This window comes from Pseudomonas sp. 210_17 TE3656 (genome assembly GCF_054821965.1).
This window is the reverse complement of record NZ_JBTRBC010000001.1, coordinates 4,920,022-4,944,810: the sequence shown is the minus strand read 5'-3', so window position 1 is coordinate 4,944,810 and position 24,789 is coordinate 4,920,022. Positions and strand designations below refer to the sequence as shown.

Annotated in this window: 22 protein-coding genes; 7 read left to right on the top strand and 15 right to left on the bottom strand. The window is 63.5% G+C overall.

What is annotated here, in order from left to right:
- Nucleotides 1-5: 5 nt before the first annotated feature.
- The 3 genes from ACVI9W_RS22960 to ACVI9W_RS22950 form a co-directional block, all read right to left on the bottom strand.
- A complete protein-coding gene (locus ACVI9W_RS22960; RefSeq protein WP_461531323.1) occupies nt 6-3,773 on the bottom strand; it encodes a nitrate reductase subunit alpha in 3,768 nt (1,255 codons plus the stop codon).
- 69 nt (nt 3,774-3,842) lie between these two features.
- Complete coding sequence (locus ACVI9W_RS22955) at nt 3,843-5,240, bottom strand: NarK family nitrate/nitrite MFS transporter (protein ID WP_157192197.1); 1,398 nt, start codon at nt 5,238-5,240, stop codon at nt 3,843-3,845.
- Entirely contained in the window at nt 5,227-6,522 is a 1,296-nt protein-coding gene (locus ACVI9W_RS22950; protein WP_461531322.1) for an MFS transporter, read from the bottom strand. Before ACVI9W_RS22950 ends, ACVI9W_RS22955 begins: the two co-directional genes overlap by 14 nt.
- Nucleotides 6,523-6,837: 315 nt before the next feature.
- Here ACVI9W_RS22950 and ACVI9W_RS22945 point away from each other — a divergent pair, with 315 nt between their 5' ends.
- From ACVI9W_RS22945 to ACVI9W_RS22930, 4 genes are all read left to right on the top strand, one after another.
- Entirely contained in the window at nt 6,838-8,640 is a 1,803-nt protein-coding gene (locus tag ACVI9W_RS22945) for a HAMP domain-containing protein (protein WP_038610032.1), read from the top strand.
- Nucleotides 8,637-9,284: a two-component system response regulator NarL gene (gene narL, locus ACVI9W_RS22940; RefSeq protein ID WP_461531321.1), complete on the top strand. Its 648-nt coding sequence runs from the start codon at nt 8,637-8,639 to the stop codon at nt 9,282-9,284. Before ACVI9W_RS22945 ends, narL begins: the two co-directional genes overlap by 4 nt.
- A 79-nt stretch (nt 9,285-9,363) precedes the next feature.
- Nucleotides 9,364-10,041, top strand: coding sequence for a Crp/Fnr family transcriptional regulator (locus tag ACVI9W_RS22935; RefSeq protein ID WP_461531320.1), 678 nt, complete (start codon nt 9,364-9,366; stop codon nt 10,039-10,041).
- A gap of 24 nt (nt 10,042-10,065) precedes the next feature.
- Nucleotides 10,066-10,440: a putative zinc-binding protein gene (locus tag ACVI9W_RS22930; protein WP_422416108.1), complete on the top strand. Its 375-nt coding sequence runs from the start codon at nt 10,066-10,068 to the stop codon at nt 10,438-10,440.
- A gap of 55 nt (nt 10,441-10,495) precedes the next feature.
- Here the strand turns inward: ACVI9W_RS22930 and ubiT are convergent, their stop codons facing one another.
- The 7 genes from ubiT to norR all read right to left on the bottom strand — a co-directional run bounded on the left by ubiT (nt 10,496) and on the right by norR (nt 17,130).
- On the bottom strand, nt 10,496-10,966 hold the full coding sequence (gene ubiT, locus ACVI9W_RS22925) for a ubiquinone anaerobic biosynthesis accessory factor UbiT (protein ID WP_038610015.1): 471 nt from the start codon (nt 10,964-10,966) through the stop codon (nt 10,496-10,498).
- On the bottom strand, nt 10,960-11,850 hold the full coding sequence (locus ACVI9W_RS22920; protein ID WP_461531319.1) for a U32 family peptidase: 891 nt from the start codon (nt 11,848-11,850) through the stop codon (nt 10,960-10,962). The genes ubiT and ACVI9W_RS22920 overlap by 7 nt, the downstream gene beginning before the upstream one ends.
- A 10-nt stretch (nt 11,851-11,860) precedes the next feature.
- Nucleotides 11,861-12,856, bottom strand: a complete 996-nt coding sequence (gene ubiU, locus ACVI9W_RS22915; RefSeq protein ID WP_038610010.1) for a ubiquinone anaerobic biosynthesis protein UbiU — start codon at nt 12,854-12,856, stop codon at nt 11,861-11,863.
- 132 nt (nt 12,857-12,988) lie between these two features.
- The gene (locus tag ACVI9W_RS22910) at nt 12,989-14,224 is read right to left on the bottom strand and encodes a molybdopterin molybdotransferase MoeA (protein ID WP_461531318.1); all 1,236 of its coding nucleotides are present in this window, start codon (nt 14,222-14,224) and stop codon (nt 12,989-12,991) included.
- Entirely contained in the window at nt 14,221-14,775 is a 555-nt protein-coding gene (moaB, locus tag ACVI9W_RS22905) for a molybdenum cofactor biosynthesis protein B (protein WP_461531317.1), read from the bottom strand. The genes ACVI9W_RS22910 and moaB overlap by 4 nt, the downstream gene beginning before the upstream one ends.
- 96 nt (nt 14,776-14,871) lie before the next feature.
- Nucleotides 14,872-15,519: a pyridoxamine 5'-phosphate oxidase gene (gene pdxH / locus ACVI9W_RS22900; protein ID WP_461531316.1), complete on the bottom strand. Its 648-nt coding sequence runs from the start codon at nt 15,517-15,519 to the stop codon at nt 14,872-14,874.
- Between the two features lie 81 nt (nt 15,520-15,600).
- Complete coding sequence (norR, locus tag ACVI9W_RS22895; RefSeq protein WP_461531315.1) at nt 15,601-17,130, bottom strand: nitric oxide reductase transcriptional regulator NorR; 1,530 nt, start codon at nt 17,128-17,130, stop codon at nt 15,601-15,603.
- A gap of 153 nt (nt 17,131-17,283) precedes the next feature.
- Here norR and ytfE point away from each other — a divergent pair, with 153 nt between their 5' ends.
- Nucleotides 17,284-17,949 (top strand): iron-sulfur cluster repair protein YtfE, encoded by a 666-nt coding sequence (gene ytfE, locus ACVI9W_RS22890; RefSeq protein ID WP_461531314.1) that lies wholly within the window; start codon nt 17,284-17,286, stop codon nt 17,947-17,949.
- 81 nt (nt 17,950-18,030) lie between these two features.
- Here the strand turns inward: ytfE and ACVI9W_RS22885 are convergent, their stop codons facing one another.
- Nucleotides 18,031-18,468, bottom strand: coding sequence for a CopD family copper resistance protein (locus ACVI9W_RS22885; RefSeq protein ID WP_461531313.1), 438 nt, complete (start codon nt 18,466-18,468; stop codon nt 18,031-18,033).
- A gap of 25 nt (nt 18,469-18,493) precedes the next feature.
- On the bottom strand, nt 18,494-19,684 hold the full coding sequence (locus tag ACVI9W_RS22880; RefSeq protein WP_461531312.1) for an NnrS family protein: 1,191 nt from the start codon (nt 19,682-19,684) through the stop codon (nt 18,494-18,496).
- Nucleotides 19,685-20,163: 479 nt separating this feature from the next.
- On the opposite strand from ACVI9W_RS22880, the gene ACVI9W_RS22875 reads away from it, so the two are divergent.
- Together ACVI9W_RS22875 and ACVI9W_RS22870 are read left to right on the top strand one after the other, a co-directional pair.
- Nucleotides 20,164-20,847, top strand: a complete 684-nt coding sequence (locus ACVI9W_RS22875) for a Crp/Fnr family transcriptional regulator (protein WP_461531311.1) — start codon at nt 20,164-20,166, stop codon at nt 20,845-20,847.
- Nucleotides 20,844-21,035, top strand: a complete 192-nt coding sequence (locus tag ACVI9W_RS22870) for a hypothetical protein (protein WP_038609987.1) — start codon at nt 20,844-20,846, stop codon at nt 21,033-21,035. Before ACVI9W_RS22875 ends, ACVI9W_RS22870 begins: the two co-directional genes overlap by 4 nt.
- Before the next feature lie 2 nt (nt 21,036-21,037).
- On the opposite strand, the gene ACVI9W_RS22865 is transcribed toward ACVI9W_RS22870, so the two are convergent.
- The 3 genes from ACVI9W_RS22865 to ACVI9W_RS22855 are packed head-to-tail and all read right to left on the bottom strand — an operon-like array spanning nt 21,038 to nt 24,766.
- On the bottom strand, nt 21,038-22,876 hold the full coding sequence (locus ACVI9W_RS22865) for a nitric oxide reductase activation protein NorD (RefSeq protein ID WP_461531310.1): 1,839 nt from the start codon (nt 22,874-22,876) through the stop codon (nt 21,038-21,040).
- Nucleotides 22,877-22,894: 18 nt separating this feature from the next.
- Complete coding sequence (locus tag ACVI9W_RS22860) at nt 22,895-24,322, bottom strand: cbb3-type cytochrome c oxidase subunit I (protein ID WP_038609981.1); 1,428 nt, start codon at nt 24,320-24,322, stop codon at nt 22,895-22,897.
- Nucleotides 24,323-24,325: 3 nt separating this feature from the next.
- On the bottom strand, nt 24,326-24,766 hold the full coding sequence (locus ACVI9W_RS22855) for a c-type cytochrome (RefSeq protein WP_038609979.1): 441 nt from the start codon (nt 24,764-24,766) through the stop codon (nt 24,326-24,328).
- Nucleotides 24,767-24,789 lie beyond the last annotated feature (23 nt).

Sequence of the window (24,789 nt, the reverse complement as noted above, 5' to 3'; positions counted from 1 at the left end):
ACTCCTTATTCCATCTCGGTCGGCAGCGGACGTGGCAGCTCATCGCCGCGCGATCCGTCGAGCCAGTCGACCTTGGCCATCTTGCGTACCACGACGAATTCGTCGCGGTTGCAACCGACCGTGCCGTAATAGTTGAACCCATAGGCCTGCTGGGCATAGCCGCCGATCATGTGGGTCGGTTTGAGCACCACGCGGGTCACCGAGTTGTGGTGGCCGCCGCGGGTCTTGGTGGTTTCCGAGCCGGGTACGTTCACGATCCGTTCCTGGGCGTGGTACATCATCACCATGCCTTCCTTGACCCGCTGGCTGACCACCGCGCGGGCGGTCAGCGCACCGTTGGCGTTGAAGCACTCGATCCAGTCGTTGTCCTCGATACCGGCGCGCTGTGCGTCGATTTCCGAAAGCCAGACAATCGGCCCGCCACGGCTGAGGGTGAGCATCAGCAGGTTGTCGCTGTAGGTGCTGTGAATGCCCCACTTCTGGTGCGGGGTGATCCAGTTCAGGACGATCTCGGTGTGGCCGTTGCTGCGCTTGCCTTTCACCGCGGCGATGGTCTGGGTGTTGACCGGCGGCCGGTAGCTCATCAATTGCTCACCGAAGGCCTGCATCCACGGGTGATCCTGGTAGAACTGCTGGCGGCCGGTGATGGTGCGCCACGGGATGTTCTCGTGGACGTTGGTGTAGCCGGCGTTGTAGCTGACATGATCGTCTTCGAGTCCCGACCAGGTCGGGCTGGAGATGATCTTGCGCGGCTGCGCCTGGATATCGCGGAAGCGAATCGCCTCGTGCGCCTTGGACAGCGCCAGGTGGCTGTGGTCGATGCCGGTGAACTCGGACAAAGCCGCCCAGGCCTTGACCGCCACATGGCCGTTGGTTTCTGGAGCCAGCGAGAGGATGACTTCAGCCGCATCGATCGCGGTATCGATCTTCGGCCGGCCCTGGCTGATGCCCGCATCGTTCTCGCGGTAGTTCAGCTCGCCGAGGAATTTCACTTCCTCATCGGTGTTCCAGTTGATGCCCTTGCCGCCGTTGCCGAGTTTTTCCAGCAGCGGGCCGAGCGAGGTGAACTGCTTGTAGATGTTCGGGTAGTTGCGCTCGACCACCTGGATGTTCGGCGCGTTCTTGCCCGGCTGCGGCGCGACGCCCGCGGTTTTCCAGTCGGTGCCGCCAAACGGCTGGGCCAGTTCGCCGACGCTGTCGTGCATCAGCGGTACGGTGACCAGGTCCTGCTCGATGCCCAGATGACCCTCGGCCATCTTCGAGAACGCCTTGGCGATGCCCTTGTAGATTTCCCAATCGGAACGCGATTCCCAGGCCGGATCGATAGCCGCCGACAGCGGGTGGATGAAGGGGTGCATGTCCGAGGTGTTCATGTCGTCCTTCTCGTACCAGGTCGCGGTCGGCAGGACGATGTCGGAATACACGCAGGTCGAGGACATGCGGAAGTCCAGGGTGGTGACCAGGTCGAGCTTGCCAATGGCGCCCTCATCGACCCACTCGGCTTCCTGCGGCTTGCAGTCGCCGACCTGGCCGATGTCTTCGTTCATCACGCCGTTGCGGGTACCGAGCAGGTACTTGAGCATGTACTCGTGGCCCTTGCCCGAGGAGCCGAGCAGGTTGGAACGCCAGATGAACATGTTGCGCGGGAAGTTCACCGGGTTGTCCGGCTGTTCGCAGGCAAAACGCAGGCTGCCATCCTGCCAGCCCTTGACCACGTAGTCTTTCGGCGCCATGCCAGCGGCGGCGGCATCGCGGCAGATGTCCAGCGGGTTACGGTTGAGCTGCGGCGCGCTGGGCAGCCAGCCGGCGCGTTCGGCGCGGATGTTGTAGTCCAGGGCGTGCTCGGGGAACTGGCTCTTGTCGGCCAGCGGCGAGAGCACGTCGTGCATGTTCATCTTCTCATGGCGCCACTGCGAGCTGTGGGCATAGAAGAAGCTGGTGCCGTTCATCTGCCGAGGCGGACGGTTCCAGTCCAGGCCGAAGGCCAATGGCAACCAGCCGCACTGCGGACGCAGTTTTTCCTGGCCGACATAGTGGGCCCAGCCACCACCGGTCTGGCCGACGCAACCGCAGAGCATGAGCATGTTGATCAGCCCGCGGTAGTTCATGTCCATGTGGTACCAGTGGTTCATCGCCGCACCGACGATGATCATCGAGCGGCCACGGGTCTTGTCGGCGTTGTCGGCAAACTCGCGGGCGATCTGGATGGCTTTCTCGCGGCTGACGCCGGTGATCTGCTCCTGCCAGGCCGGGGTGCCGGGCACGCTGGCGTCGTCATAATCGCGGGCGACATTGGCGCCACCCAGGCCGCGGTCGATGGCAAGGTTAGCTGCCGACAGGTCGAACACGGTGGCTACCTTGACCTGGCTGCCATCGGCCAGGGTCAGGCTGCGCACCGGCACACGGCGGTATTGCACGGCATCACCGGCGACATGCTGGAAGTGCTCGTGGGATTCGCCGGCGAAGTACGGGAAGGCCACTTCGGCGACGTCGCCACCGATCAGGCTCAGGGTCAGGTCGATGTCGCGACCGGCGCCGCCTTCACGCGGCAGGATGTTCCACTTGCCCTGCTCGCCCCAGCGATAGCCGATCGAACCCTGCGGCGACACCAGCTCGCCGTCGGCATCGAGGGCGATGGTTTTCCACTCGGGGTTGTTTTCCTGACCAAGGTTGTCGGCCAGGTCCGAGGCCCGCAGGAAACGATCCGGCTGATACCCGGCGCCCGGTGCAGTGCCAAGCATGGGCTTGAGCAGCACCAGCACCGGCAGGTCGGTGTAACGCTTGGCGTACTCGGTGAAATAAGCGCTCGGCTGGTCGAGGTGGAATTCTTTGAAGATTACATGGTTGAACGCCTGGGCCAGGGCCGCGTCGGTGCCCTGCTTGGGGTTCAGCCACAGGTCAGTGAGCTTGGCCACTTCCGAGTAGTCGGGGGTGATGGCCACGGTCTTGGTGCCCTTGTAGCGCACCTCGGTGAAGAAATGCGCATCCGGGGTACGGGTCTGCGGGACGTTGGAACCCCAGGCGATGATGTAGTTGGAGTTGTACCAGTCGGCCGATTCCGGCACGTCGGTCTGCTCGCCCCAGACCATCGGCGACGCCGGTGGCAGGTCGCAGTACCAGTCGTAGAAGCTCAGGCAGGTGCCGCCGATCAGCGACAGGTAACGGGCGCCGGCGGCGTAGCTGACCATCGACATCGCCGGGATCGGCGAGAAGCCCACCACCCGGTCAGGGCCGTACTGCTTGACGGTATAGACGTTGGCCGCAGCGATGATCTCGGTGACTTCATCCCAGCTGGAGCGGATAAAGCCGCCCATGCCGCGCTTGCTCTTGTACGAATCGGCCTTGGCCTTGTTCTCGACAATGCTCGCCCAGGCCTCGACCGGCGCCATGCTCTGGCGCGCCTCGCGCCACAGTTTGAGCAGCGGCTTGCGGATCTTCGGGTACTTGAGGCGGTTGGCGCTGTAGATGTACCAGCTGTAGCTGGCGCCCCGCGGGCAGCCGCGCGGTTCGTGGTTGGGCAGGTCGTTGCGGGTCCGCGGGTAGTCGGTCTGCTGGGTTTCCCAGGTGATCAGGCCGTTCTTCACGTAGATTTTCCACGAGCAGGAGCCGGTGCAGTTCACCCCGTGGGTGGAGCGCACGATCTTGTCGTACTGCCAGCGTGAACGGTAGACGTTCTCCCAGTCGCGCGACTCTTTGCGAGTCTCGCCGTGACCGTCGGAAAACTCGTTTTGCTTGCGGTTGAAGAACCGCAATTGATCGAGCAGATGACTCATGATGCTTTCCTCTCAGGCTTGCTGCGGGGTTCTGTGCCCCACCCACGCAAAAGTTGAATTCGGGTCCTGTCAGCAGGGTGCTTCGGCGCCTTTGCGCGCGTACCACCACCAAGTCACGACAATGCAGCTCAGGTAAAAACCGACGAACATGTAGAAAGCCAGCGCCGGGCTACCGGTCATGGCCATCGAACTGCCGAAAGTTTTGGGAATGAAGAAGGCGCCAAAGGCCCCCATGGCCGAACTGAAACCGAGCACCGCCGCGGATTCCTTGCCGGCGTTTTTCAGCGCTTGCTCGTGGCCCTTCGCGCCTTTGCCGGCAGCGGCCTTTTCATGCAGGGTGCGGAAGATCACCGGGATCATGCGGAAGGTCGAACCGTTGCCGATGCCGGTGGTGAAGAACAGCAGCATGAACATGCCGAGGAAGCCGTAGAAGTTGCCGGCCGCGCCCTGCTGCGGGATGAAATGCAGCACACCGAAGACCATCACGATCATCAGCACGAAGTTCCACAGGGTCACCCGGGCGCCGCCGAACTTGTCGGCCACCCAGCCGCCCAGAGGGCGTACCAGGGCACCGACCAGCGGGCCGAGGAAGGCGAATGCCAGGGCGTTGACCTCAGGGAACGAGGTCTTGATCAGCATCGGGAAGGCCGCGGAGAAGCCGATGAACGAACCGAAGGTGGCCAGGTACAGCCAGCACATCAGCCAGTTGTGCTTGCGTTTGAAAATCACCGCCTGCTCGCTGAACGAGGCCTTGGCGCTGGACAAATCGTTCATGCCGAACCAAGCCAGCAAGGTCACGGCAATGATGAACGGCACCCACAGGAAGCCGGCGTTCTGCAGCCACAACTGGCTGCCGTCGGCCAGCACCTGGGGTTGCCCGCCGAGTACACCGAACACACCGAAGGTGATCACCAGCGGCACGGCGAACTGCATCACCGAGACGCCGAGGTTACCCAGGCCGGCATTCAGGCCCAGTGCCGTGCCTTGCTGCGACTTGGGATAGAAGAAGCTGATGTTGGACATGCTCGAGGCGAAGTTGCCGCCGCCAAAGCCGCACAGCAGGGCAATCATCACGAACACACTGTAAGGGGTGCTCGGGTCTTGCACGGCAAAGCCCATCCACAGCGTCGGCAGCAGCAGCGAGGCGGTGCTCAGGGCGGTCCAGCGGCGGCCGCCGAAGATCGGCACCATGAACGAGTAGAACACCCGCAAGGTGGCGCCAGACAGGCCCGGCAAGGCCGCCAGCCAGAACAGCTGATCGGTGCTGAAGGTAAAGCCGATGGCGTTCAGGCGCACGATCACCGTGCTCCAGACCATCCACACGGCAAAGGCCAGCAGCAGTGCGGGAATCGAAATCCACAGGTTGCGGGTGGCGGTTTTCTTGCCGCTACGCCCCCAGAATGCGGGATCTTCAGGGCGCCAGTCGTGTATGACCGGGCCTGCGTCAGGCTGTTTAAGAACCGACATGGTCTTCTCCTTGGGCAATGCTGGAAAACGGGCTTGAGGTCGCCTGCGGCTGTTTGCCGAGCAGCGGGCGTTTGCGGATTTCGCTGAAGTACATCCAGATGAGCGACACCCAGACCACGCCGTACATCAGCATGAAGGCCGAGGAGCGCACGCCGGTCAGGTCCACCAGGGCGCCGAACATGATCGGCAGGATGAAGCCGCCCAGGCCGCCCGCCAGACCGACGATGCCGGACACGGCACCCATGTTTTGCGGGTAGTCATTGGCGATGTATTTAAAGACCGAGGCTTTGCCGAAGGCGAAGGCAATGCCGATGATGAACAGCAGTGCGGTGAACAGCACCGGATTCAGGCCGATGTGGAAGTCCAGCGGGCCATTGATGGTTTGCACCTGCAGCTGGGTCTGCGGGTAGGACAGCAGGAACAGGCAGATCCAGCTGACCCACAGCACCCACCAGGTCACGCTCTGCGCGCCCCAGCGGTCCGACATCCAGCCGCCGACGGCGCGCAGCACGCCACCGGGCAAGGAGAAACAGGCGGCCAGCAGCGCTGCGCTTTGCAGGCTGAAACCGTATTCGGCGACGTAGTACTTGGTCATCCACAGCGCCAGGGCCACGTAACCGCCGAAGACGATCGAGTAGTACTGGCAGTAGCGCCACACCGCAGGATCTTTCAGGGCCTTGAGCTGCTCGCCGAGGTTGGCGCCCTTGGCGCTGCGGTGGGCCTTGTTGTCGGCACTGAGGAACCAGAACAACAACGCGGTGATGAACAGGATTGCACTGAAGACTTTCGGCACCAGCTGCCAGCTGCCTGCGGCAATCAGCGCCGGGGCGAGAAACTTGGTCACTGCCGAGCCGGCGTTACCGGCACCGAACACGCCCATGGCAAAGCCCTGGTTGTCTTTGTCGAACCATTTGGCGACGTAGGCGATACCGACCGAGAACGAGCCCCCGGCCAGGCCGACAAACAACCCCAGCACCAGGAACTGCCAGTAAGCGGTGGCATGGCTGATCAGGTACAGCGGCAGCACACAGGCGAGCATCAGCAGGCAGAACACGCTGCGTCCGCCAAAACGGTCGGTCAACAGCCCCAGCGGCAGGCGCACCAGCGAGCCGGTCAGCACCGGGGTGGCGGCCAGCAGGCCGAACTGGGTTTCGTTGAGCTGGAGCAGTTCCTTGATCGGGACGCCGAGCACGGCAAACATCATCCAGACCATAAAACAGACGGTGAAGGCCAGCGTGCTCATGCCCAGTACCAGGCCTTGTCGTACACGCGGTGGGGTCATGTTGGGTCTCCAGTCAGTTCGCTATGGCCGCAGACTAGAGAGGCAAACCCCGGAAAAACTTGACCCGGATCAAAGAAGCCTGGACGCCTCCAGGCCTATGCTTGTACTGCCTACCTCCAACGAGGTAGGTCCGAAAAACCTCTAAACCCTTTGTTTATCAGTGTCTTGCCGGTTTCATGCAGGATATTCGGGCGAAGCCTTCGGACAAGAACTCTTTAGAGGTAGAGCGCCAGGGACCGGTCGCCAAACCATCGGCAGCCCCCCAATGGAGCCCTGCATGTGCACTTTCCCCCTCCTGCGCTCAGGCCTGCGGCCATGACCCGTTGGCTACGTAGCTCGCTGCCCGCGCGGGCGGGCGTAGCGGTGATCCTGATCGCGGTGCTGGCGCTAGCCAGCTCGCTGAGCGCCGGCCTGATCGCCTGGTTCAGCCAGGGCGATGCGGCAGCGATCAACACCGCAGGCTCGGTGCGCATGGAGACCTACCGCCTGAGCTGGAACCTGGCTTCCGGCGCCGGTCGCGAAGAAATCAACCGCATAAGCCAAAGCCTGCAACAGCGGCTCAACAGCCAAACGCTCAAGAGCGTGCTGGAAGACGGCAGCAACGAGGCGCTCAATGGCAGCTACCAACAGTTGCAGGACTACTGGCAGAACACCCTCGGCCCGGCCCTTGAGCGTGGCGATGCCATAGCGTTCCAGGCCAGCACCCTGCCCTTCATCGAGCAGCTCAACCAGTTCGTCAACCTGCTGCAGCGCCAGAGCGAACACAAGCAATCCTGGCAACAGATTATTCAAGGCGTGGCACTGTTCATCACCATGATCGTCCTGCTGGTTGGCCTCTACGAACTGCAAAGCAGCGTGATCAGCCCGCTGCAGGAACTGGTCGACGCCACCCAGCGCTTTCGCCGCGGCGAGTACCAGGCGCGGGTCAACCATCAATCCGAAGATGAGTTGGGCCAGCTGGCCACCAGCTTCAACGCCATGGCCGAGACCATCGAGCAATCCCACCGCACCCTCGAAACCCAGGTCCGACAAAAAACCCTGAACCTGCAGCAGGCCAACGCCGCACTCGAACTGCTGTATCAAAGCAGCCGCAGCCTGGCCACGCGCCTGGCCAATGCCGAGGGGCTGGATGAGTTGATCCGCCGTTTTCAGCAACGCCTGCCCGGCCTGCGTCTGTCGCTGTGCCTGCAAGGTCAACTACAGGCCCCGGCCCAGCAATTGCTCGCTCTGGACGGTGCCGACAGCCGCAAGGTCTGCGCCAGCAGCGATTGCGCCACCTGCCAGCGCCATGAGCAACTGAATCCGCACATCTACAGCATCAGCAACCAGGGCAGCTCGCTGGGTGAACTGAAGGCGCACTTTATCGATGGCCATGCACCGCAGGCCTGGGAAACCCAGCTTATCCAGGCCCTGGCCAACCTGATCGGCACCTCGCTGTCACTCAAACGCCAACGCGAGCAGGACCATCGCCTGCTGCTGCTCGAAGAGCGCGCCATCATCGCCCGCGAGCTGCATGACTCACTGGCCCAGGCGCTGTCCTACATGAAGCTGCAGGTCAGCCGCATGCAGACCCTGATGCGTCGCGGCGAGCCGGTAGAGACCCTGGAAGGTGTCACCGCCGAGCTGCGCGAAGGCTTGAACAACGCCTACCGCCAACTGCGCGAACTGCTCACCACCTTTCGCCTGCAGATTCACGACGCCGGCCTGATGCAGGGTCTCAAGGACACTGCGAAGGAGTTCAGCCGACGCGGTGATTTCCAGGTTCACCTGCACGTCGACAACCTGGCCTTCGAACTGTCGGCCAGCGAACAGATCCACATCCTGCAGATCACCCGCGAGGCGCTGTCCAACTGCCTGCGCCACGCCCATGCGCAAAACGCCTGGCTGCAGCTGCGCCAGGACGGTGAAACCGTGCGTCTGTCGATCGAAGACGACGGGCGCGGCTTCATCGGCAGTCGCGACCCGCGCGAACATCACGGCCTGAACATCATGGATGAGCGCTCGCGCAGCCTGCACGGCCAGTTGCAGATTCTTTCCAGGGAGCCGCAAGGCACCCTCGTCCAGATGGAGTTCCGCCCGGAATTCCTCGGCCGCCATCCCCAAGGAAATGTCACATGAATAGCCCTGCGCGTTGCCGCATCCTCCTGGTCGACGACCACCCCATGATGCGTCGTGGCATCCGCCAGATGCTCGAACTGGAAGACGATTTCGAGATCGTCGGCGAAGCCAATCACGGCGAAGAAGCCCTGGCCATGATCGAGCCGCTGCAACCGGACCTGGTGCTGCTCGACAACAACATGCCGCAGATGAATGGCATCGAAACCCTGCGCCACCTGCGCAGCCTGGCCTTCGGCGGCAAAGTCCTGCTGTTCACCGTTTCCGATGCCGAAGACGATATCCGCGATGCCCTGCGCCTGGACGCCGATGGTTATCTGCTCAAGGACATGGAACCGGAGTTGCTGATCCAGTACATCCGCGATGCCATGAACGGCGCGCTGGTGATCAGCCCCGGCCTCACCCAGGTCATGGCCCAGGCCCTGCGCTCACCGCCCCGGCATGCCGAAGTGGAGCTGACCGATCGCGAGCGCCAAGTGCTCAAGACCATCGCCAGCGGCTACAGCAACAAGGTCATCGGCCACAAGCTGGGGATTACCGAAGGCACGGTCAAAGTCCACGTGAAGAACCTGCTGCACAAGCTTGGCTTGCGCTCACGGGTCGAGGCGGCTGTCTGGGCCATGGAGCATCTGCGTCAACACGGCTGACTGCCCCTTTGGAGGTAGACCTGCGGAGGCATAGGCCGCAGGTGCCGGGCGTTCTACCATGGCCGGCAGGAGGTACGCCATGCTGACCCACCCTTCCCTCGTACTGTTTTTGCGCCGTCATCACCTGTTCAGCCACTTGCCCGAACGCATTTTCGAACAGGTCTGCGGCCTGGCCATGCAACGCCGCCTCGGTTGTCACGACACCCTCATGCACCAGGGCGACCCGGCCAAACGCTTCTTCCTGCTGGTCAGTGGCCAGATCAAGCTGTACCGCATCACCGCCCAGGGTCAGGAGAACCTGGTAGAGATCATCCAGCCCGGGCAATCCTTCGCCGAAGCCCTGCTGTTCAGCCAGACCCGCTACTACCCGGTGAGCGCCACCGCGCTCAAGGACAGCGTGGTGGTCAGCATCGAGGGCGGCCACTACCGCAATGCCCTGGAAGACCAGCCGCAAGTGTGCCTGGCGATCCTCGCGAGCATGAGCATCCACCTGCATCAACGGCTCAAGGACATCGATACCCTGACCCTGGCCAGCGCCAGCCAGCGGGTGATCAGCTTTCTTTTGCAGGAACAGGACCCCGAGGATGGTCGCGTCGTACTGCAGGTGTCCAAACGCCTGGTGGCGTCGAAGCTGGGGATCCAGCCGGAAACCTTTTCACGCATCCTTCATCGTCTGGTGGAGAGCGGCCTGATTGCCATGGAGCGTCGCGACATCCGCATTCTGGCGACCGAGGCGCTGGTCGAATATCAAGCCTGACGGACCTGTCACTGGAGAGTCTTCATGCCCCGCACTGCCCTGCCCCTGGTCTACGCCTGCTCCGGTTGCTCCAACGTTGCGCAACTGGCCAACAATGTCGCACTGCGCCTCGACCGTGAAGGCCTGGCGCAGATGTCGTGCATCGCCGGGGTCGGCGGGCAGGTGCCGGCGCTGGTCAATCTGGCCTGCTCGGGACGCTGGATTCTGGCGCTGGACGGCTGCCCGCTGCAGTGTGTTGCCGGTTGCCTGCGCCAGCACGGCCTGCAGGCCGACAAACACCTGATCCTCAGCCAGCAGGGCTTGCGCAAGCGTTATGGCGAGGATTGCAGTGAGGCGCAGGCCGATGAGTTGTTTGCCGAGGTGAGTCAGCTACTGGTGATAGTTGCCGGTCAAAAGTGACCGCAATCGCGGGGCAAGCCCGCTCCCACCGGGAGCGGGCATTGTGATAATGCGTTCAGCCTGTTGCCAATCCCTTCCCTGCCCGCTCCAGATTTCGCCACAACCACACCGGCAACACTTCCGGGTCGAGGCTGTCGATCAGGTTCTTCAGGGTCAGGCCCAGTTCGGTATCGCCTTCAATCACCAACCGCCGCCGGAAGAACAAGGTGTCCGGATCTTCCTGACGGCTGGCCAGCAGCAGGAACTCGCGCCAGTTGCCGCGAATGGTGACATCCGCCTTGGCCTTTTCGGCAATCTGCAAGCCGTAAAGGCTGCGGGTCAGGTACCAGGTCAGGTCCAGGTCGGGAATCCGCAGGCACAGCCAGCGCCCGCGCAGCAAATCGAACTCGCCGTCCTTCAGTGGCTCAGCCAGGCAGCGGTTCAGCGCTTGTTGCAGCGCGACACGTTGCAGCACGAACGGCACCCGCCGGATCAGCGGGAGCAAGCGGTCGGCACCGCGCAGCAGCCATTTTTTCTGGTTCAACACAGGCCCACCTCCTCGACACGCAACATTCCCGCCTGGCCATGCCAATAACCGTTGCACCCCTCGACATGCAAGGGCGGCGCTGCACCTTCACGCACCCGCTGGAACGCCGCGATCACCTCGGCCATGCCCTGCGCGCGCGGGCTCAAGCGCAGCAGATCGGCACCGCTGGCGGCAAGGCCGGAATAGTCGGCCAACAAGTTAGTGACCTCGGCCGACATCGTCTGGATACCGTTGAGGGTGAACAGCGGCTGGCCTTCCTGACTGCTCAACGCCAGGCCATCGGGGTAGTTGAGGCAGCAGAACTGGCAATCATCCTTGGGCCGGTTTTCGGCGCGGGCGGTAAAGCAACGCGCCGAATACGCCAGCGGCAGGTGCCCATAGGCGAAGACTTCGACCTCTGGCAGCTCACGGCCCAACGCCTTGAGCTGGTCGAGTATCGAACTGATCAACGCCGCCGAACATTCCACCGGCGGCACCCAACGGATCATCCCGCAGTCCTGCAGTTGCGCCAGGGCATGGCCGTTGTACAGGTTGAGCGCCGGGCCAGCGACGAAGGGCAGTTTGCGTTCGGCCAGAAACTGCACCGCGCCCATGTCGTTGGCTTCCACCAGCAACTGGCCGTTGTCGCACAAGCGCCGCAGGCTGGAGAGTTCGGAAGCGGCTTCGACCAGGGTCAGGCTCGACAGTACGATCTGTGCCTGCGTGCATTCCTGCAGCTCGCGGCCGAGGCCCAGCCAATGCTCCAGGTTCATCGCCCGGCGTTTCGAGCAGACGGTTTCGCCAAGGTAAATCACATCCAGTGGCAACGCGGCCATCTCGGAATAGAAACGCCCCAATTGCTCCTTGTCCCAGTAATACAGAACGGGTCCCAGGCTGAGTTTCATCTGCAGTCCCTCATTGCCATGATCGATGATAAGCACCCAGGGTGGTCTGGCTGCCTTCGGATAAACCGGCCAGCACCTGGCGCCACTGGTCTTTGACCGCGAAGCGCTCGGGCGCCAGGCGGTGGGCATCAAGTGCGGCGCGCCACACCTGGGTGACCTGCTCGACATACGCCGGGCTGCGCTGACGCCCTTCGATCTTCACCGCTTCGACGCCCATGGCCGCCAGCTCCGGCAACAGGTCCAGGGTGTCGAGGCTGGTGGGTTCTTCGAGGGCATGAAAGCGTTTGCCGCCGACCAGGAAGCGCCCCTTGCACAAGGTCGGGTAACCGGCCGGCTCATCGGCGCTGTAGCGGTCGATCAGCACCTCGCTCAGGCGTGCGCTCAAACCTTCGGCATCTTCACTCCAGCGCACCGCCTTGGCCGGCGAACACACGCCGCACAAGTTCGGCGACTCGCCGGTGATATAGGAAGACAGGTGGCAACGTCCTTCGGCCATGATGCACAAACTGCCAAAGGCAAAGACTTCGATAGGCACCGTGCTGTTGGCCGCGACCTGGCGTACCTGGGCCAGCGACAGCACCCGTGGCAGCACCGCGCGGCGGATGTTGTAGTGCTGGGCATAGAACGCCAGGGCGCTGGCATTGGTCGCCGAGCCCTGTACCGACAGGTGCAGGGTCAGTTGCGGATGGCGCTGACTGGCATAGCCGAGCACACCGGGGTCGGCGGCGATCAGGGCATCGACGCCATGGTCGGCAGCGCGATCCACCGCCCGTTGCCAGCGTTCCCAGCCCTGCGGCTGCGGGTAGGTGTTGACCGCGACATAGAGCTTGCGTTGATGTTGACGGATATGGGCGACGGCGGCGTCGAACTGCTTGTCGTCCATGTTCAGACCGGCGAAGTGCCGGGCATTGGTGTCATCACGAAAACCGACGTAGACAGCATCGGCGCCTTGGCGCACCGCCGCTTTGAGCGCAGGCAGGTTCCCTGCCGGGCAGACCAGTTGCATGGGCATTCCTCATGAAAGAACGTGTCTCGACCCCGCCTCCGATGCGTAACGCGAGCAGGCCCGGTGCAATCGAAAATGCGCCGCCAGTCTAGCCAGACCGCCAGCGCAGACCTTGACGGCAATCAAGGCCGGTCACTGCATGAGTTCGGCGAACGACAGGAAGGTCACGCTGTCATGCTTGTGCAGCTGATGCTCGCACTCCACCACCGCCAGACCATCGGCCCAGCACGCGGCCGCGAGCATTGCCGAGCTTTGCTGCGGGTGCAACTGCACGCTCACCTGGCCATCGCCGCCCGTGGTCAATCTGGCGCGCAGGTACTGGCGGCGCTTGTTGCGCTGCAACCAGTCAAAGCCTGCCGGCAACGCCATCGGCCGCGGCAATACATCGCGCACGCCCTGGGCCCTGAGCAGAAACGGACGCACCACCACCAGGGCGGTGATCAGCGCCGCCGCAGGATTGCCCGGCATGCCGATCCACGGCTTGCCGGCCACCTCGCCAAACGCCAGCGGCTTGCCCGGCTGGATCGCCAGACGCCACAAATCCAGGCTGCCCAGCGCTTCGATGGCGTGTTTGAGGTGGTCTTCTTCACCCACCGAAACGCCACCGGAAGTCAGCAGCAGATCGCATTCAGAGGCCGCCAGTCTCAGGGCATGCTGGCTGGCCGCCAGATCATCGGCCATCACCCCATAGTCATGCACCTCGACGCCCCAACCCTCCAACAGCGCCGCCAGGCAATAGCGATTGCTGTTGTAGATCTGCCCCGGCGCCAAAGGCTGGCCGGGCTCGCGCAGTTCGTCACCGCTGCTCAGCAGACACACCCGCAACGGCCGATAGACCTCGACCCAGCAGACCCCGGCAGCGGCCAGCAAGCCCAGCTCCTGGGCGCGCAGACGCTTGCCGGCCTGGAGCAGCAGATGACCCTTGCGCACCTCTTCGCCGGCCTTGCGGACATGATCGCCAAGGCTGGCTGGCGGCAACCAGACCTGTTCGCCCTCGACCCGGCAGAGCTCCTGCGGCACCACCGTGTCGGCGCCCGGAGGCAGTGGCGCGCCGGTAAAGATGCGCACCGCCTGCCCGGCCAGCAGCGGCGTGGTGGCGGCCTGCCCGGCAGCGATGCGACCGGCCAGGTTCAGGCAGCCACCGGCTGCGGGAAGGTCCGCGGCGCGCAAGGCAAAACCGTCCATGGCGCTGTTGTCCCAGCCCGGCAGGTCCAGCGGCGAATGAATGTCCAGCGCCAGCACCCGGCCCAGGGCTTTTTCCAGCAACACCGTTTGCGCCGCCGGCGGTGGCGGCGCCTGGTCGAGCAGATGGCGGATGGCCTGGTCGACCGGTATCAGCTTGCCGCTGTCACACACCTGGCGGCTCATGAGCGTTCTCCACAGGCCTCGATTACCTGCTCGACCTGGGCCTTGAGATGCGGCGCGAAATTGCACGGGCCGGTGCGGCTGTCCAGTTGCCCGAGAAGGATCTGGTTCCAGGCGGTGCGGCAGGCCCCAGGCGAACCGGGCACACAACACACCAGCACGCCATTGCTCATCCCGGCCAATGCCCGCGACTGCAGGCTGGACATGCCGATCTCCGCCAGCGAGACCTGGCGGAACAGTTCGCCAAAGCCCTCCACATGCTTGTCCAGCAACGGCAGGACGGCTTGCGGGGTATTGTCGCGCACGGTGAACCCGGTACCGCCGGTGGTCAGCACCACCTGCACCCTGGGGTCGGCGATCCAGCGCGAAAGCGTGGCGCGGATCTGGTAGATGTCGTCCTTGACCAGGTCACGGTCGATCAGTCGATGCCCGGCCGCCTGGAGCAGATCGCACAGGGTCTGCCCCGAGGTGTCGGTGTCGAAGCTGCGGGTGTCGCTGATGGTCAGTACGGCAATGTTCAGCGGTTCAAAGGTACGTTGCGCCAGATGGGCCATGTGCGGACCCTCCCATGATGTGAATGCGCCCAAGCCTGAACCGAAACAGCAGCCGAACCTATTCCTCCAAGGAGGTACCTCGACGGAGCATACGGTTCACGGTGCCAGGCGACTGCGTGTCCACTGCCCGTCCTGCAAGCGATAGTCCAGACGGTCATGCAGACGGTCGGCGCGGCCCTGCCAGAACTCCATGCGCTCAGGCTGCAGGCAGTAGCCGCCCCAGTGTTCCGGGCGACGCAGCGGCTGATCGACGAAACGGCGGATGGTCTGCGCCAGCAACGCTTCCAGGGCTGCGCGATCGGCCAGCACCCGGCTTTGCGGCGAGGCCCAGGCCCCCAGGCGACTGGCCAGCGGACGGCTGTCGAAGTACTCATCGCTGAGCTGCGGATCGAGCCGGCGCACCTGCCCTTCGATGCGCACCTGACGTTCAAGCGCCGGCCAGAAGAAGGTCATGGCCGCCCACGGATTGGCCTCCAGCTCCTGCCCCTTGGCACTCAGGTAATTGCCGAAAAAGGTAAAGCCCGCCTCGCTCACACCCTTGAGCAGCAATACCCGGCCGTGGGGCCGGCCCTGACGGTCGACCGTCGCCAGGTGCATGCTGTTGGCCTCCACCGGCGCGCTCTCGGTTTCCCGCGCCTGCTGCAGCCACTGGTTGAACATCGGCAAAGGGTCGTGCAGTGCGGCCTCTTCCTGCAGGCCACCCAGGGTGTAGTTGCGGCGCATCTGAGCCAGGGACAGGGGCATGACAGTGATCTCCGGTGGATGGAACTCACAGTCTGTTGACTCGCTGCCCTCGCCACCTTGACCGCCATCAACATCACGCGCTTACTTCAGGCGCAAACGCCTGGCCAGCTTGTGCAGGTTGCTCGGATCGACCTGCAGCAAGCGCGCAGCGCTGGCCCAATTGTCGCCGCACAGTTCCAGCGCCCGGACAATGGCCTTGCGCTGGCAGGCGTCGACCGTTTCGCTCAAGGACAGCAGCGGCGATGACTGCGCAACGACCTCCGGCGGCCGTTCGATGGCGGCGGCGCTGTGCCCGCTGCTGTCCAGGTCCAGCACTTCCGGCTCCAGGGTAATGATCAGGTTGCGGCTGCCACCGCGACTGAGCTGTTTGAGCGCGGCACGACTGACCACATGTTCCAGTTCACGCACATTGCCCGGCCAGTGGTAGGCCAGCAGCGCGCGCTCGGCCGCCGCCGACAGGCGCAAACCGCGCAGGCCCAGGCGGGTACGGTTGAGTTCGAGAAATTGCCCGGCGAGGATCAGCACGTCATTGCCGCGTTCGCGCAGCGGCGGAATCGGCACCGGATAGACCGACAGGCGATGGTACAGATCGGCGCGGAACAGGCCTTCGCGAATGCTGTCGGGCAGGTGGCGGTTGGTGGCGGCGATGATGCGCACATCCACATGCAACGGCTTGTCCGCCCCCAGGCGCTGGATCTCGCCGTTTTGCAGGGTGCGCAGCAGTTTGGCCTGCACGCTCAAGGGCAGCTCGCCGACTTCGTCGAGAAACAGCGTGCCGCCATTGGCCGCATCGAAACGCCCGGCGCGGTCACTGTTGGCCCCCGAAAAGGCACCTTTGACGTGGCCGAACAACTCGCTTTCGGCCAGTGATTCCGGCAACGCGGCGCAATTGACCTGTACCAGCGGCTTGTGACGGCGCCGCGAAAGACTGTGCAAACGCCGGGCAAACAACTCCTTGCCCACCCCCGTCTCGCCCAGCAGCAACACTGGCAGTTCGGAATCGGCCAGCACGTCCAGCTCTGTCAGCAACTGGTGCAGCACCGGGCTCTGGCCGAGGATCTCGCTCTCCTGCACCGGCATCCGCAGGTCCTGAGGGTCGCTGCGGGCCAGGCGCAGGCTGCGGTTTTCCTGCTCCAGCCGGGTAACCCGCAGCGCCGCTTCGATCTGCAGGGTGCAGCGCTTGAGCTCATCGCGCGCCGCACTGTCGAAGGTGCCGGCCTGCAGCGCGTCAAGGGTGATCGCGCCCCAGACCTGGCCTTGCACATAGAGGCTCACGCCCATGCAATCGTGCACGGCCAGCGGCTCGTTGAGCGGGGTATCGAGCAAGCCGTCATAAGGATCGGGCAGACGACTGTCGGGCTCGAACCAGGTGGGCTCGCGTGAGGCCATGATCGCCGCCAGGCGCGGATGCTGGGCAATCACAAAGCGCCGCCCGAGGGCTTCGTGGACCAGCCCCACCGTCGCCACCGGGCGCAGGCTGTCGTCATCCAGGTGCAGCAAACCGACCGCGCCGCAGTTGAAGTATTCGCGCAGGGTCTGCACCAGGCGTTGCAACCGTACGGCATTGGGCAACTCGACAATCAGATCGGCCGCCAGGCTTTCACGCAGCATGGTAGTTATCACCTTTAAGGGTTGCATCTACCCTGACGCATCAGGGTGATTTTCACCACAACAAAATACAACGCCTTGAATCTCAAGCGGTTGAACATGGCATGCGCGATGCAATCGCTACAGGGACCTTTGCAACCACACCAAGGAACCCTGATGAGCCAGACACTTCTCGAACACAGCCTCGGTCAACTGGCCTGCGACATCCCTGGCGCCACGCGCATTTTCCACAGCTTCAACCTGGACTTCTGTTGCGGCGGGCAGAAAACCCTGCGCGAAGCCGCCCTGGGTAAACACCTGGACCCGGTCCTGATCGCTGAAGCCCTGTTCAAACTGCAAAGCAGCGGCGCCAATGCCGACGACTGGCGGGACGCGTCCGAAGCCGAACTGATCACACACATTCTCTTGCGCTATCACGATCGCCACCGCCAGCAACTGCCGGAGCTGATCCGTCTGGCCCGGCGCGTGGAGCAGGTACACGGTGCCCGCAGCAGCTGCCCCAATGGCCTGGCCAACCACTTGGAAGACATGCAGCAGGAACTTGAAGGGCACATGCTCAAGGAAGAACAGGTGCTGTTCCCGATGCTGCAACAGGGCATGGGCCGCCAGGCAACGCCACCGATCCGGGTGCTGCGCCTGGAGCATGATCAGCACGGCGAAGCGCTGGAGATCCTGCTGACGCTGACCAACAACATCATCCCGCCGGAGGATGCCTGCAACACCTGGCGCGCCTTATATCGCGGCCTGGCGGAATTTCGTGATGACCTGATGCAGCACATTCATCTGGAGAACAACGTGCTGTTCGTCAAAGCGCTTGCTTGATAGACCTTATCGCGGGGCAAGCCCGCTCCCACCGGGTCACTGCAGGCCACCCGGTGGGAGCGGGCTTGCCCCGCGATTATGTCAATGCCAATAAAACATCGCCTTGGCCAGAATCACGATCAGCAGCATGTGCCCGAGGATGCTGCAGCGGATCCAGCGCGCCCGCGTCTCGCTCAAGCGTCCGCGCTGCAGCCAGTAAGCCAGCAGCAGGTAATGGCCGATAATGCTCAGGGCCAGGATGATCTTCAGGCTCAACAAGCTGGCGAAACTGCTGGCCAGCGGCTGACTGAGGGCGCCGCGATGGTGCCAGGCCAGGCCGATACCGGCGCCATACAACACCAGCACCACCGCATGCAGCACCTTGCGCGAACGCGTGGCGATCGCCTGGTCCGCCGCAGTCTGCGCAGTATCCGGCACTTGCCGACGCGCCGAATACCAGATGAACACCTCGAAGAACAACGTACCGATAAAGGCAATGGCCGCGAGTAAATGGATAACCAGTAAATAGGGATACAACATCGCCTGCCTCCTGCTTGTGTGCGGATTATCCGGGATGTCCGTCCACCCGGGCGCGCAGCAACATCGGCGCGTACCGCCAGGCATACAGGGCAAACGCGCCGACCCAGCACACCGCGGCCAGCCACAACCCCGCCAATGGCAACCACAGCACCAGCAGCACCCGGCTCACACCCGCGAGGTTAAGCAGGATGAACGCCAGGGTCATCCCCGCTGGCGGCTGCAAGGGCCGCCCGGTATGGCCCAGGCTGACCCGCGCGATCATCGCCAGGATCAACCCGGCCATGGCACCGATGGTCAGGCAGTGCACCGCAAGGCTGGGGTTCAGCGCGACACCGAAGTGCCACAGGGTCATGCCCAGGCATGCCAGTGCCAACCAGCCATAAGCCAGGTGCAACGACCACAGCAGCGGCACACGCCACAAGCCGCGATCATGCCAGCGCCACAGACGCACCCCGTGACCCAGTGTCAGCACGGCAAACAGCAGGCCGATCCAGACATTGGCCGACAACGCAGGGCCAGCGGCATACAGCACTGCCACCAGGGCGGCACCTGCCAGCAGCAACCAGTCGAGCCAGGGCCAGGGCGCAACGCCTTCGACCCGGCCCAGGCCACGTTGGGTAAAGAATGGAATCACCCGGCCACCGATCAGGCCCATCATCGCCGCCACCAGCCAGATGGCGCTGAGCACACCCTGGCGTTGCCAGCCATCATGGCCCTGGAGCAGCCCGTAGACCGACACCGCATCGGCGGCCGTCAGCAACAGCAACACCAGCACCACCGGATAATTACGCTTCTGCCGGACGCGCCAGAGCATGGCGCCCATCAGCAGCGCCACGATCAGCGGGAAGGCCAGTTCCAGCAGCGCCAACAGCGGCCACGGCAGGTTGGCCAGCCAGGCAATTCGCGCGGCCAGCCACAGCAGCGCCAACGCTGCCAGCGGCGTACCGCTCAGGCCCGGCTGGCCGGTCCAGGTCTGTCCTGCAGTGAGCAGAAAACCGGCGATGATCGCCAGGCCGAAGCCGAACACCAATTCGTGGCGATGCCAGGCCAGCCAGCCACCGGCAGGCTGCCAGTCGCCCAGCGAGCCATTCAATGCGGCCAGCCACAGCGGCACGGCGAGCAACGCCAGGCCGCAACCGGCGAGGAAAAAGGGACGGAACGCCAGCCGTAACAACGGCACGATGGCCAGCGCTTTACGGCGATCAAGTACTTGCATGGAACCACTCCTTAACCCGATTGTCGGGCGCCATCATCTGCGATTTACCGATCCTTGCCCTTGTCGCACGTCAACGCCCGTTAGCGACAACTGCGTAAGCTGCAAGGGCCATGCCGCCACCCCGGCAGGCCCCTGTGGGAGCGGGCTTGCCCCGCGATTGCAAGCTGTCAGACACATCGCATCGCGGGGCAAGCCCGCTCCCACAGGGTAGAAAAAACCCTTCAAGGGTATTTATTACCCTAATGCCAAGGGTTGTTTTAACCATAGCACTGGACACAGCAAGTAAATCCGCGGGCCTGGCGCCTGGCCCGAGTCTTGCTGAACAGGCCTGTCAGTCATTCCATTGGAGTTCACATGAGAAACATCATCCAGCCGCTGGCGTGGTTTGCCGCTTTGAGTTCGTTCATTGCTGTCGCCAGCCGCGTCGCCCTCAGTCTTGTCTGAGGCGCCCTTCCCCTCCAGCCTGAGGATGAACTCCCATGGTCCTGCATCGCGTCCATCACCAGATTCTGCGCAGCCATCACCTGTTCGAGCCGTTGAATGACGAACAACTGGATGAGCTGATGGCGTCCAGCCACTTGCTCAATGTCGACAAGGGCGAACCGTTGTTCCACCAGGGCGAGCCCGCCGAGTCGTTCTATTTCGTGATTGCCGGCGCGGTGAAGATCTACCGCCTGACCCCCGACGGCCAGGAAAAGGTTTTTGAAGTGGTCGGCCCACGACAAACCTTCGCCGAAGCGATGATGCTGATGGACACCCCGAACTATGTGGCCTCGGCCGAAGCGATAGGCCCTTCGCAGCTCTATCGTTTGTCGACCCACACCTACATGCGCCTGCTGCAGAACAATAGCCGCCTGACCTTCGCCCTGCTCGGCAAGCTGTGCGTGCGCTTGCATCAGCGGGTCAACGAAATCGAGACGTTGTCGCTGAAGAACGCCACCCACCGGGTGGTGCGCTATCTGCTGACGCAACTGATGCAGGCCCAGCCGGTCGAGCACCAGTTCGAACTGCCGATGGCCAAGCAACTGATCGCCGGCCATCTGTCGATCCAGCCGGAAACCTTCTCGCGGATCATCCGCCGCCTGATCGATGAACAGATCATCACCCAGGACGGACGGCACATCGTCATTCTCGACCGTCCACGGCTGGAGCAGTTCGAATGAAGGCCCTGCCCGTGTGCCTGTACTGCCAACACAGCAATCCGCCCCAGGGCGTCACCTGCGAGCAATGCGGCATGCCGCTGCCGGCCTCCCAGGCGCACGCTGCGGCCCGGCGGCAATTGCGCTTTCTGTGGTTCTGCATCGGCCTGACGCTGTTCTGCGTGGTGATGGTGTTCTGGTTACCACGTTAGGCTCAAGGCTGAGTCAGCTGGCGATACAGTTGCGGCAGGCGTAGCGGCAACTGTTCGGGCTGGCGAATCAGGCTGTAGCCATTGCTGCCGAACATATACGGCAAGTAATCAGCCGCCTTGCGGTCGATGGTGATACAGAACGGGATCAGCCCCTGCCGCCGCGCTTCACGCACCGCCTCGCGGGTGTCTTCGACGCCATAGCGCCCCTCATACAGATCCAGGTCATTGGGCTTGCCATCGGTCAGCAACAGCAACAGCTTGCGCCGCCGTTTGCTGCTGCCAAGCAGGCGCGTGGCCTGGCGAATCGCGGCGCCCATGCGCGTGTAGTAACCCGGCGTCAGCCCCTGAATCTTGCCGCGCGTGCTGTCGTCGTAACGCTGGGCGAACGTCTTGAGTTCCTGCAGGCGCACTTGCTGGCGACGCAATGAAGAGAACCCGTACAAGGCAAAGTCATCCCCCAGGGTCGAGAGGGTTTCGCCAAACAGCAACAGGCTGTCGCGGATCACCTCGATCACCCGGTGTTCATCGTTGAGGTGAGCATCGGTGGACATCGACACATCGGCCAGCAGCAGGCAGGCCAGGTCGCGACGGGTCTGCCGTTGCGCCATGAACAGGCCGCGCTCGGCGCACTGGCCATGGCTGCGCTCGACATGAAAATCCAGCCAGGCCTGCAGGTCCAGCTCGCTGCCCTGAGGCTGCTGACGTAACCATTGGCGGTCATTGCGCAGCTGCTCGAACTGGCGGCGCAGACGCCGCGCCGCCGGTTGCAGGCGAGCTGGCAAGGGCTGCGCCTGGCAATCACGTGGCTCGAACAGCTGCAGGTTGACGAAGTTCGCCTGCAAACGCCCTGTGCGATAGTCCCATTCCGGCAGTTTGATGCCCTCGCCCAAGGGAATGTCGTCGACCTCTGCGGGTGGCAAATCCAGGTGCAGCTTGAGGCCGCCGCCCTTGCGCAAGCGCGTGCGCGACAGGGTCAACTGATCAAGATCGTCGGCGACCCGCGCGGCATCCGGGTCTTCGCTGTCGTCGCTCCAGCGGTCCAGGTCGACATGTTCGGTCCAGCTAAACAGGTTCTCCAGGCGCACCACCAGCAACCCACCCTCACGGCGGGTTTCATCGATGCGGGTAGCGCGTTTTCGGCCGCTGCGCTGCTCGCCGGGCGGCGTTGCCAGGTGTTCGCTGGAGTCTTCCAGGTCACCGGCCGGAGCACCTGGCTGATGCAACGGCGGGTACAGCCACAGCGGCAACGGCCACGCCGCCCGTTCACTGCGGGGAAACTCGCTGACGCTGCCCGGCTCGCGCAAGGCCTGACGCAGCGCACGCTCCAGGGCCGCTTCGGCAGGACTCATCGCGGCAGGGTCCGGACGCAGTTGCAGGTGGGCGTCGACCAGCCGCTGGTAACGGCTCGCCAGCGCCGGGTAGCGCTGCAACAAGCGCTGGGTCCAGCGCTGGTTGTCCCGCCCCCAGTGCCGCATCGGCCCTGCGTGTGCCGCCAACAAGGCCAGCCAACGATAGAGTTCCTCGTTCAACCCGGCCTCGGGAAACACCGCAAGGTGGCTGGGCAAGCGCAGATTGCGCCCGTCGCACCAGGCCAGCGGCACCTGCTTGCAGGTACCGGCGATCTGCTGCAACAGCGTGCGGCGCAGCAGCAGATCGCGCTCGCTGGCCGCCTCCACACCCTGGTTGCCGGCCCCGCCCATGGCCCGAAACAACAGGGCCAGGGCGCGTTGACGCGGGGCAAGGTCAATGCCCGCCTGAGGAAAATCCGGGCTGGCGCGGCGGGTGATAAAGCGATGCCAGACACTGCCAACCCACTCTTCCAGTTCAAGGCTGAACGCCATGTTGCCTCCTGCCACGATTTATGACGGCACTACCCGGGCCGGCGCGCGCAACGCTGCGCGGCCGCGCTGGCGGAAGCTCAGCAGGTAGCACAGCAGCCCCGCCATAAAGCCCAGGCCACTGACCAGGCGCGCCCAGAACAGCCCGCGCAGATGCTCGGTGGTGGACATGAACGGCAAGGCACTGCCGTCTTCGGCCCAGCGTTGCAGCAGGACCTGAACCACACCGGCCGCAGTCAGCAGCAAGGTGATCATCACCATCGACAAGGTCATCAGCCAGAAGCCCCAGACCTCGAGGTTCTGTGAGCGCTCATCGGCGGCCTCACCCAGCCCGCGCAGACGTGGCATGGCATAGCTGATCAGGGTCATGACGATCATCGCGTAGGCGCCGTAGAACGCCAGGTGGCCGTGGGCCGCGGTCAATTGCGTGCCGTGGGTGTAGAAGTTCACCGGCGCCAAGGTATGCAGGAAGCCCCACACGCCAGCCCCGAAGAACGCCGTTACCGTGGTGCCCTTGGCCCACAACGTGGCGGCGCGGTTGGGATGTTGCCGGCGACGGTTGCGGACCATGCTGAAGGCAAACAGCACCATGGCCAGGAACGGCAATGGCTCCAGCGCCGAGAAGATCGAGCCGACCCACAACCAGACCTCGGGCGCACCGATCCAGAAGAAGTGGTGTCCGGTACCGATGATGCCGGTGATCAGCGCCATGGCGATAATCACGTACAGCCACTTCTCCACCACTTCGCGGTCGACGCCGGTGATCTTGATCAGCACGAACGCCAGCATCGAGCCCATGATCAGTTCCCACACCCCTTCGACCCACAGGTGCACCACCCACCACCAGTAGAACTTGTCGCGGGCCAGGTTGCCGGGGTTGTAGAAGGAGAACAGGAAGAACACCGCCAGACCGATCAGCCCGGTCATCATCACCATGCTGACCGTGGTCTTGCGGCCTTTGAGCAAGGTCATGCCGATGTTGTAGAGAAAGCCCAGGCACACCACGACGATGCCCATCTTGGTGATGGTCGGCTGTTCGAGGAACTCGCGGCCCATGGTCGGCAGCAGTTCGTTGTGGGTCAGCCTGGCAAGCCCGGCATAGGGCACCAGCAGGTAGCCGAGGATGGTCAGCACACCGGCGGCAGCGAACACCCAGAACAGCAGGATCGCCAGTTTCGGGCTGTGCAGCTCGCGGTCCGCCTCTTCCGGCACCAGGTAGTAGGCCGCGCCCATGAAGCCGAACAGCAGCCAGACAATCAGCAGGTTGGTGTGCACCATTCGCGCGACGTTGAAGGGAATGGCCGGGAACAGGAAGTCACCGACCACGTACTGCAGGCCCATGATCAAACCGAACAGCACCTGGCCGAGAAACAGCATCAGGGCAAACACGAAGTAAGGTTTGGCCACGGCTTGCGAAGCGAATTTCAGATGGGGATTGGCACTGCTCATCACTCAGCCCTCCTTGTTGGGCGGCCAGCCGTTGGTATTGATTTTCGAGCTCCACTTGAGGAATTCGGCGATGTCGTCGACTTCCTGCTCGCTCAGGTTGAACTGCGGCATGGCCCGGCGCCCCGGCACGCCCAAAGGCTGCATCTTCATCCAGGCGTGCATGAAGGGCTTGAAGCCTTCCTCGCCGCCACGGCGCTGGAACACGTTGCCCAGCTCCGGCGCGAAATACGCGCCCTCGCCCAGCAACGTGTGGCAGCCGATACAGTTGTTCTGCTCCCAGACCGTCTTGCCACGTACCACGGCGTCGCTCAATTGCGCGGCATTGCTGCGTTCGGGAAAGGTCTGCTCGGTGTGATAGGTCAAGGCCAGGAATATCAGGAAGAAAAACACACTCCCCCCGAAATAGATGTTCCTGGCCATGCCCTTGGTGAAGGTCTCTGACATGGTCACTTCCTCATGGCTTGGCC